The organism is Nocardia sp. NPDC019395 (assembly GCF_040632335.1).
In the GTDB taxonomy this organism is placed as follows: Bacteria; Actinomycetota; Actinomycetes; order Mycobacteriales; family Mycobacteriaceae; genus Nocardia.
This window is the reverse complement of sequence record NZ_JBEYBT010000009.1, coordinates 65,981-74,993: the sequence shown is the minus strand read 5'-3', so window position 1 is coordinate 74,993 and position 9,013 is coordinate 65,981. Positions and strand designations below refer to the sequence as shown.

The 9,013-nt window shown below is 68.3% G+C and carries 9 protein-coding genes; 8 read left to right on the top strand and 1 reads right to left on the bottom strand.

All coding sequences use genetic code 11. The annotated features are described in order from the left end of the window. Positions 1-175: 175 nt before the first annotated feature. Positions 176-931, bottom strand: a complete 756-nt coding sequence (locus tag ABZ827_RS20720) for an IclR family transcriptional regulator (RefSeq protein WP_357238839.1) — start codon at positions 929-931, stop codon at positions 176-178. Between the two features lie 270 nt (positions 932-1,201). On the opposite strand from ABZ827_RS20720, the gene ABZ827_RS20715 reads away from it, so the two are divergent. Genes ABZ827_RS20715 through ABZ827_RS20680 form a run of 8 tightly spaced genes read left to right on the top strand, consistent with a single transcriptional unit; the run spans position 1,202 to position 8,868 of the window. After that, entirely contained in the window at positions 1,202-2,260 is a 1,059-nt protein-coding gene (locus ABZ827_RS20715) for an NrtA/SsuA/CpmA family ABC transporter substrate-binding protein (protein WP_357238837.1), read from the top strand. A 1-nt stretch (position 2,261) separates the two neighbouring features. Next, on the top strand, positions 2,262-3,125 hold the full coding sequence (locus ABZ827_RS20710) for an ABC transporter permease (RefSeq protein ID WP_357238835.1): 864 nt from the start codon (positions 2,262-2,264) through the stop codon (positions 3,123-3,125). Next, a complete protein-coding gene (locus tag ABZ827_RS20705) occupies positions 3,122-3,919 on the top strand; it encodes an ABC transporter ATP-binding protein (RefSeq protein ID WP_357238833.1) in 798 nt (265 codons plus the stop codon). The genes ABZ827_RS20710 and ABZ827_RS20705 overlap by 4 nt, the downstream gene beginning before the upstream one ends. An 11-nt stretch (positions 3,920-3,930) precedes the next feature. Further along, positions 3,931-4,980, top strand: coding sequence for an ABC transporter substrate-binding protein (locus ABZ827_RS20700; RefSeq protein WP_357238832.1), 1,050 nt, complete (start codon positions 3,931-3,933; stop codon positions 4,978-4,980). Then, entirely contained in the window at positions 4,977-6,023 is a 1,047-nt protein-coding gene (locus tag ABZ827_RS20695; protein WP_357238830.1) for an LLM class flavin-dependent oxidoreductase, read from the top strand. Before ABZ827_RS20700 ends, ABZ827_RS20695 begins: the two co-directional genes overlap by 4 nt. Further along, entirely contained in the window at positions 6,020-7,177 is a 1,158-nt protein-coding gene (locus tag ABZ827_RS20690; protein WP_357238828.1) for an LLM class flavin-dependent oxidoreductase, read from the top strand. The genes ABZ827_RS20695 and ABZ827_RS20690 overlap by 4 nt, the downstream gene beginning before the upstream one ends. 10 nt (positions 7,178-7,187) lie before the next feature. Further along, the gene (locus ABZ827_RS20685; protein WP_357238826.1) at positions 7,188-7,895 is read left to right on the top strand and encodes a class II aldolase/adducin family protein; all 708 of its coding nucleotides are present in this window, start codon (positions 7,188-7,190) and stop codon (positions 7,893-7,895) included. A gap of 25 nt (positions 7,896-7,920) precedes the next feature. After that, positions 7,921-8,868, top strand: coding sequence for an ABC transporter substrate-binding protein (locus ABZ827_RS20680; protein WP_357238824.1), 948 nt, complete (start codon positions 7,921-7,923; stop codon positions 8,866-8,868). The last annotated feature ends 145 nt before the right edge of the window (positions 8,869-9,013 follow it).

The following is a 9,013-nucleotide window of genomic DNA, read 5'->3' as shown; positions in this document are numbered from 1 at the left end:
CGGTCAGAACTCGAGTTCGGACCAGGGGATGTTTATGGGGAAGGGGTGTTCGGCCTCGATGGCCGTGGTGTTCACGGGGGTCCACTCGTCGGCCAGGAGATAGTTGGTCTGGTGTAGCGGTCGGACGCCCTCGTAGATCTGCCCCGGGGCGGGTTTCGCGGAGCGGGTCCGATGCTCAGTGCAGGGCGCCCGCGATTTTGCGGGCGGTGACCTTCGCGAGGTCGACGAAGAACGGAATCCGTTCGTCGGTCATCAGCTCGAGGGGCCCGCGCAGGCCGAGGGCGAACCGGACCTGGCCCGGCTCATCGCCAATCGGGACGCCTATGGTCCGGAAGCCGTCCACGAGCTCTTCGTCGTTGAAGGCGTACCCGCGTTCCCGGGTGTGGGCGAGTTCCTTTCCGAGTTCCACCGGCCCGGAAATCGACCGCGCGGTGCCGCTGTCGTACGGCAACCGGGTGAGCTCGTCCTCGCCGGCCCGCGCCCAGGCCAGGAGTACCTTGCCGAGTGCGCTCGCGTGCAAGGGAAGCCGGAGACCCTGCAGTTCGTGCCCCTCCGCTTCGCGCCAGCTGCTGGTTCCCAGCAGAACGGCGTCGTCGCCGTGCCGCGTCGCGATGGACGCTTTCGCGCCTGTGATCGTCGCCAGCTCCTCGAGGTGCGGCTCGGCCAGGTGGATGCGGTGCTGTCGATAGGCGATCTGACCGTATTCGGCGAGCGCGGTCCCCAGCCGGTACCGGCTGGGTGAGTCCACCTTGTCCAGGAAGCCTGCCTCGACGAGGGCGGAGAGCAGGCGATGGGTCGTGCTCACCGGCAGGTCCAGCCGCCGGGCGATCTCGGAGACGCCGAGGTCCGCGCCGTCGCGGAAACAGGCGAGTACGGACAGGGCGCGCGTGACGGACTGGAGTCCGCCATGGGCTGGGGACGTGGGCTCCACGTGGTGACGCTAGCACGGGGGGCGCCTGTGCGGCCTGTCAGCTTTCCGTTATGTGGAAAATGTGGATATAGCTAGGGGTAAGACCCCAGGCTCCTTTCTCGCGCGGTTATCCGGTGGGTTGTGCACGACTTCACGTCCTGGGACGAACAAACACACAGTCGGATATCGAGTCAAGCTTTCCGGTCAACGGAAAAGTAAGGGTGGGCACCTCGAGGGATGCGGCATAGCTTCCACGGGTACGCCGATATCTCACTGCTAGGAGCAACACCGATGCGTCCCCACCGCCGACTACCTCGAGTGCGCGCTGCTCTCGCGATCCTCCCCGTCGTTGCGCTGGTGGCCGCCGCGTGCGGTTCCGGCGGAAATTCGGATGCGTCCGGAGCGGGTGGTGAACCTGCCTTCGTCCTGAAGGTCACCGACGAAGGGAATTCCGGTCCGCTCGCAGTTGCCAAGCGCGACGGTACTTTCGACGAAGCGCTCGCCCCGTTGGGTGCGAAGATCGAGTGGGTCAACGCTCCGCCGTCGTTCAGCGCGAACCTCGAGTTGTTCAATGCCGGCGAGCTCGATGTCTCCGGTGGCGCCTACAGCCCGGTTGTCGGAGCGCTGTCCAAGGATGTCGGCGTCCGGATCATCGCGGTCGCCGACCCGGTGGATCAGGATCAGGCCGGCATCATCGCCTCACCGGACTCGGGCGTCAGGGAGGTCAAGGATCTCGTCGGCAAGCGGATCGCCGTCAATCCGGCGGGTAAGGGTGAGTACATCACGCTGAAAGCGCTGGAGCAGGCGGGGATTCCGGCCGACCGGGTCGAACGGGTTCCGCTGCAGATATCGGACGCCGCATCCGCCTTCTCCACCGGGCAGGTCGACGCATGGGCTTCGTTCAATGATCCGTACGCGGAAGCCAAGGCCCGCGGAGCCGTCGAGATCGCGACCGAGGCCACCGTCGGCTCGACGGACAATACGATCGTCGCGTTCCGCACCGAGGTGCTCGAGAAGCGGCCCGATGTCGCCGCGAAGTATCTCGAGACGCTGCAGCAACTGGTCGAGCGGCAACGGGCGAACCCGGAAGACTTCGAGAACGTGTTCGAGAAGGCCGGGCCGCGCGCGCTGTCCGGTGACCGGCTCCAGCGCGCGATCGATCTCGGGCGCCGGGCGTCGGTGCCGCACTACCCGACTGCCGAAGACGCAGCCGACCTGCAGGGAGTGGCGGATCTGTTCTACGAGAACGGGGTGATCACCCGGGCCGTCACCGCGGCGGATGTCTTCTATCCGCTCGAGGAAAAGCTCGCCGCCGCAGGGAACCAGCCTGCACCGGCGCCGGGGAAATGACATGGCCATCGTGACGACGCCGCGCGCGAAGGGCGGCCCCGGGCAGCGTCGCGGGGAACCCGACCTCGAGGTGCCGCGGTACCGGGCCGGTCGGCGCCGGCCCCGGTGGGTGTCGATCCCGCTGCGGTTTCTCGTACCCGCCCTGCTCGTTGCGGTGTGGTGGATCGGGTCGGCGAGCGGGGCGATTCCCGAGGAGATCCTGGCCGGGCCACCGAAGGTATGGACGGCGTTCGCGGAGTTGTACGAGACCGGGCAGCTCGTCGACTACTCGATCGCCTCGTTCCATCGTGCCGCGCTCGGTGTGTTGTTCGGGGTCGTGACGGGATTGATCCTCGGTGTGCTCTCCGGATTGTCCAGCCTCGGTGAGGAACTCGTGGATTCCACGATGCAGATCAACCGGGCGGTTCCGTTCCTCGCGCTGGTTCCCCTGTTCATCGCCTGGTTCGGTATCGACGAGACGTTCAAGGTGCTGCTGATCGCGTTCGCCACGGTCGGGCCCATGTATGCCTACACCTATCTCGGCGTCCGCAATGTCGATCGCAAGGTGGTCGAAGCGGCGCGGAGCTTCGGAGCGCGCGGCCCGCGCCTGGTGATCGAGGTGATCCTCCCCTCGGCACTTCCCGGAGTGCTGATGGCGCTGCGGATATGCCTTTCCATCGCGATCACCGGCCTGATCGCGGCGGAGCAGGTGGGAACCCGGGAAGGGATCGGCTATCTGGTGACCCTCGCACAGGAGTACAACCGGACCGACTACATGGTGCTGTGTGTGGTGCTGTACGCGGTACTGGGCCTGATCTTCGACGGAGTGGTCCGGATCATCGAACGGTTCGCGATGCCGTGGCGCGGTCAGGTGGCGGCCCGATGAGTCCCGAAGCGCCGTTACCGCCGCTGTCCACTCGCCCGCAGAGCCCTGCGTCGGCAACCGCCCGCCGAGAAGGCGAACCGATTGCGGTGTCGATCACCGGCCTGCACAAGAAGTTCGGCGACAAGACCGTTCTCGACGGGATCGACCTCGAGATCCGCCGGGGCGAGTTCGTCGTCCTGCTCGGCCCGTCCGGAACCGGGAAGACCACCCTGCTCCGGCTCCTGACCGGTCTCGAGAAGCCGGACGGCGGAGAGATTCTCGTACCCGCCCGCCGGACGACCGTCTACCAGGAGCCGCGACTGATCCCGTCGAAGCGGGTGCTCGGCAATGTCACCATCGGGCAGCGCCGCACCGCCGAGACGAAGGAGCGCGCGACCCGTGCGCTGGCCGAGGTCAACCTCGACGGGAAGGCGCGGCAGTGGCCCGCGACCCTGTCGGGCGGCGAGGCACAGCGGGTCGCGCTGGCCCGGGCGCTGGTCCGCGAACCGGAACTGCTGCTGCTCGACGAGCCCTTCGCGGCTCTGGACGCGCTGACCCGGCTGCAGATGCAGGATCTGGTCGGTGACCTCGTCGCCCGGCACCGGCCGGCGGTGCTGCTGGTGACCCACGACGTCGACGAAGCGGTCCGGCTGGCCGACCGGGTACTGATCCTCAACGAGGGCCGGTTCGCCGTCGATACCGATATCGACCTCGCCCGCCCGCGGGACCGCACCGATCCGGAGTCCCTGCGCTACCGCGCGGCTTTCCTGGCCGAGCTGGGTGTCGGCCGCACACCTTCCCCCACGACCACCTGAAGGAGCACGCCATGACCGCTGCCGCCGACACCGTCCTCGACACTCTCTGGTACACACGCTGCCCCGTGCCCACCGCCAGCGGATTGGCCCATAGTCTCGGCTGGCTGGGCGAGACCGCCGCCGCGGCGGGGATAGGCCTGGGAGTGTTGCAGGACGCCGGGCCCGAACTGGCGCCGCGACATTTCGACCATCAGCTGCTGGGCCTGATCCGCGAGGGCGGCAATGTGCCCGCACTCGCCGCACGAGCCGAGGGCTCACCCACCAGGCTGATCGGCCTGACCTGGATCGACGAAGCACAAGCGATCCTGGTGGCACCCGATTCACCCGTTTCCGGACCGAAGGATCTGGCCGGGCTGCGGATCGCGGTCCCGGCATGGGCGCAGGACCGGGCCCGCAGCTTCCCCCGGGCGATGGCTCTGCACGGGTTCGCGAGTGCGCTCGCGCTCGGCGGGCTCACCTTCGCGGACGTCCGGCCCGTCGAGGTCGCGGTCGAACGCAATCCGCAGGTCCGGGGTGAGAACGCTGCGGGCCGCCGGATCACCACCTGGGGTGTGGAGGCGCTGCTCGCCGGTGACGTCGACGCGATCTACGTCAAGGGCGCTCGCGCTCAGGAGGTCGCCCGCGAACACGGCCTGCGTACCGCGGTGGACCTGGATGCCACCGAGTCGAAGCGCTCGCGCGTCAACAACGGCACCCCGCGCCCGATCACCGTGCACGCGGACCTGCTGGAGTCGCGCCCCGACTTGGTCGTCGGGTTCCTCACCCAGACATTGCGGGCCGCGAACTGGGCCGCGGACAACCTCGACGAGGTCCGCGCCGTACTCGCCCGGGAAACCTTCTCCGGCGCGGCGGGCGTCGAGGCCGCGTACGGCGGCACATTCCACCGCGGCCTGCACCCGACGCTGTCCGACGAGCGGATCGAACTGCTCGACATACAGAAGCGGTTCCTCTACACCCACGGCTTCCTCGCCACCGATTTCGATCTCGCCTCGTGGGTCGCCCCGGAGCCGCTGCAGCAGGCGAGTGCGCGGCTGGCCGCCGAACGAGAGGTGTCGGCGTGACCGAGTTCCGCTGGGAACTGCCCACTCGCGGAGATGGTCGCCACGTCGGCTCCGTCTCCGCTCATCGCGGCGGATTCGAGTTCCTCGACCAGGTCGTCCTCGCCGCCGAACTGTCCGGACTCGACGGCATCGTCGCCCCGTACGACCCGGCGGGGGAGGAGTCGTGGGTGGTCGCCGGTTCGGCCCTGCGGCAGACACGGCACCTGCGGGTCGGCGTCGAATTCCATCCCGCGTTCGGGACACCCGTGTACGCGGCCAAGCTGTCGGCAACCCTGCAACGGCTCTCGAACGGCCGGCTCGACTGGCGGTTGCGCGTCGACACCGAAGCCGCCGATGCCGCGGCGCGCGGTGACCGGGTCACCGGCGTCGATCGTTACCGGCGGGCAGCCGAATTCCTCACGGTCGCACGGGGAGTGTGGAACGAGGAACAGGTGCTGCCCGGCCGGTTCGGAGGTACCGGTTTCGAGTTCGCCGGCGAATACTACGACGTCATCGATGGCGGATTCCGTGGCATTCTGTCGGGTCTGCCGTTTCCCGTCGTCCACCTGTCGGGCAATTCGCCCGAGGCGATCGAACTGTCGGCCGGGCACGGCGACGTGCACGTATTCGACGAGACCACCGGCAACGTCGATGATGCGGTGGCGTCCTTGCGGGATGCGGCGAGACAGTCCGGGCGCACCGTGCGCGCCGGGCTCGCCCTGCCGGTTATCGCGCGGGAGACCGAGGACGAGGCGTGGGCACGAGTACTGCGCCAGTGGCGGGAGGTGCATCCGGAAGCAGATGCCGCCGAGGTCCGGGCGCTCGCACTCGACGGCGCGCGCTGGTCGGGCTTCGACCGCATCGGGTACACCCGCCCGATCGGCCTGATCGGCAGTTATGAACGAGTGGCGCAGGCACTTTCGGATTACCGGACGCGCGGTATCGAGATATTCGAACTGGCCGGGCATCCGCATATCGAGGAACTGCACCGAACCGGAGAGCACCTGCTGCACCTCGCCGACCCGGCCGGCCGCACCCTCGCAGGGCAGGAGAACAAGTCGTGAGCACGGACTTCTACTGGCGCATCGGGATGGAGGGTGACCATGCGTCGTTGCGCACCCCCCGTCGCTACAACCGCGGGCATGCCGGCGGCCACGGTCCGGGCAATATCGCGCCCGCGATCCGCGGCGGCAGACTGGACGGATACAGCTATATCGACCATATGGCCGCGGTGGTGAAGGCGTCGGAGTCCGCGGGATTCGTCGGTGGGCTGTTGCCCTCCTTCCCGATCACCGAGGACCCGTGGGCCACCGCGTCCGCGCTCGCCCGGGAAAGCGATACCTACCGCTTCATGGTGGCGTTCCAGCCGGGATTCCTGCACCCGCTCCAGGCCGCCCGGATGTCCGCGAGCCTGCAACGCGCCACCGGAGGACGCCTGGTCTACAACATCATCAGTGGCGGCGGTGGCGCACCGCAGCTGTGGTGGGGCGACAAGGTGGCGCACGACGACCGCTACGCGCGGACCTCGGAGTTCCTCGACGTGCTGCGCGGCGTATGGGAGGGCACGCCCTTCGACTACGACGGGCGGTTCTTCCGGACCGAGGGTGCGGCGCTGCCACCGCTGCTGACGGGGCAGCCCTTCCCGGAGGTGTACTTCTCCGGGTCGTCCGGTGCCGCCGTGGACGCCGCGGGCAGGCACGCCGACTACTACCTGTCCTGGCTCGAACCGTTCGCCGACCTGCGGGCGAAGTTCGACGGCGTCCGGGCACATTCCGAGAGGTCGGGTCGCACACCGAAGTTCGCGGTCCGGATCGACATTGTTGCCAGGCATACCGAACAGGCCGCATGGGCGGAGATCGAGAAGGGCTGGGCATTCGTCGACCGCGCGGCCGCGAACCGCGCCGCCCAGGGCGACTCCGTCGGTGCCGCCCGGATCAAAGGGTGGGTGCCGGAGACCATCACCGGTTACCGCGACCTCGAAGTCCAACCCAACGTGTGGTGCGGGTTCAGCCTCATCCGCGGCGGACCGGCATTCGGGCTCGTGGGCAGCTACGAACAGATCGCCGAACGCCTCGACCAACTGATCGACCTCGGCGTGGATGCGTTCATCCTCGCCGGAAATCCCCACCTCGAAGAGGCATACCGCGTGGGTGAAGAAGTGCTGCCGCTGCTCCGGCGCACCACGCCCACCCGGGTCCGCACCCTTTCCACCCGATAGGAGAAACGTCATGACCAGCACCGAAGCCCGCGTCACCCCCGCGGTCGAGGCTTTCGTCGACGACGCGCGCCGCGCCGCCGACACCGCCTTCCGCGTATTCCGCGAGACCGGCACCGTTTCCGCCAACGGCACCGTGAACTTCGTCGAACGGGTCCCCGGCGAAGAACTGGCCGTCGCGCTCAACGAGCCCGGCCCGTGGGCCGAGGACCGCAGCGCGCAGCCGATCCTCGCGACGTTCGACGGAGAGGTATTGGCCGGCGACGGCCGGGCCGGGTTCGTCACCGGTTACGCCGAGGTGTTCCGCAAACACCTCGAGATCACCTCGATCGTGCACGTCCACACACCGTGGCTGGGTGGGTGGGCACAGACCCACCGCACCCTGCGTATCAAGTACGCGGCCTCGCAGCGCCTGACCCTCTCCCGGGACATCCCCGCCCATATCGACCGCAGCCAGGCCCCCGGCGACTTCATCCTCGACCGCCTCGCCGACGATCCGGACCTCGTCGCCATCTTCGAGGCCAACGGTGGCGTCAACGTGATCGGCCGGTCCGGCCTGCTCGAGCTCGCCAAATTCGTGGTCCTGCTCGAAGAGGGCGCCCAGTACCAGGCGCTCGGTGAACTCGTCGGCGGCTCCGTCGACTTCGACCCGACGAACCTCGTGGCGCAGTGGGGTCGCAGTGGATTGCTCGCCGAGGCCCGCCGCCGCGGGCTGGTCTGAGAAACAGCCGAAAAGGAGCCTTCCCATGACTGTTCGTATCGGCTACTTCCCGAACAACAATTCCTTGTTCGTGCTGCGCCACAACGGCCTGCTCGAACCCCACCTCCGGGACGTCGAGTGGGTGGACCTGCGCGAGCTACCGGCTCCGCCGCGCGTCGATCCCCGGGCGGGCCTGCCGACGCTGCATTCGGACTGGTTGTTCGCCGAGGGCGGCTACGACTTCATCGGCACCGGGTTCACCCCGCCGATCACCGGCCTGGGGCAGGGGCGTGATCTGGTGTATGTCGGGATCTCGGGGCCCCGCGTCGAAAACGGGCGGCTGGTGAGCCTCGCGAACTCCGGTATCCGCACCGTCGCCGATCTGCGCGGTAAGCGGGTCGGGATCGCGCACGGCTCGTGGCAGACCACGCTGGCGCTGCTCGCGCTCGACCGCGAGGGGCTGCGCTGGTCCGATATCGTGCCGGTCGATATCGACGTGAACGACGGTGGTGCCGCGTTGCTGCGCGGCGATCTCGACGCATGGGTCGGTGCCTACCCGGTACTGGCCGAGGTCGAGGCCACCGCGCCGGTACACACCCTCGTCGACACCGACGGTCTCTTCAGCCACCCGTCGTTGTGGTTCGTCCGGCGCGAGTTCGCCGAGAATCATCGCCCGGAACTCGAAGCGATCATCACGGCGCTGCAGGAATCGGATGCGTGGATCGTCGCCAACCCGCGCGAAGCGGCACGTTTCTTCGTCGACGATGCCGAACGGCGTGGCGGCACCGCTGATCTCGATCGCTGGGAGGCGGCCTTGCGTGGACGCCCCTTCGGGATCGGCTCGGTCACCGATGAGTTCCTCGATGAGCAGCAGCGTTCGGCAGACCTGTTGCACGCCAACGGTCTGCTGCCACGAACCGTGAAGGTTCGTGACGCGGTCCTGCCGTGGATCGGTGCGGTCGTCGAGGCACATCGTTCGGTGCCGGCAGTCTGAGCGCACGAGAGCCACGGCCGGAAGTGCAGACCTGGGCGGAACTGCCGGGGTTCGTTGCCGGGCGGTCGCCACGGGAGCGCCCGATATAGCCCGGCCCGATGAGGGGGCCGGGGTGGCGGCAGCACAGCAACGGCGCGGTCAGGGC

What these genes read in the sequence shown, in the direction of transcription:
- ABZ827_RS20715 (WP_357238837.1), top strand. Translation starts at nt 1,202, where the DNA reads ATGCGTCCCCACCGCCGACTACCTCGAGTGCGCGCTGCTCTCGCGATC.
- ABZ827_RS20710 (WP_357238835.1), top strand. Translation starts at nt 2,262, where the DNA reads ATGGCCATCGTGACGACGCCGCGCGCGAAGGGCGGCCCCGGGCAGCGT.
- ABZ827_RS20705 (WP_357238833.1), top strand. Translation starts at nt 3,122, where the DNA reads ATGAGTCCCGAAGCGCCGTTACCGCCGCTGTCCACTCGCCCGCAGAGC.
- ABZ827_RS20700 (WP_357238832.1), top strand. Translation starts at nt 3,931, where the DNA reads ATGACCGCTGCCGCCGACACCGTCCTCGACACTCTCTGGTACACACGC.
- ABZ827_RS20685 (WP_357238826.1), top strand. Translation starts at nt 7,188, where the DNA reads ATGACCAGCACCGAAGCCCGCGTCACCCCCGCGGTCGAGGCTTTCGTC.
- ABZ827_RS20680 (WP_357238824.1), top strand. Translation starts at nt 7,921, where the DNA reads ATGACTGTTCGTATCGGCTACTTCCCGAACAACAATTCCTTGTTCGTG.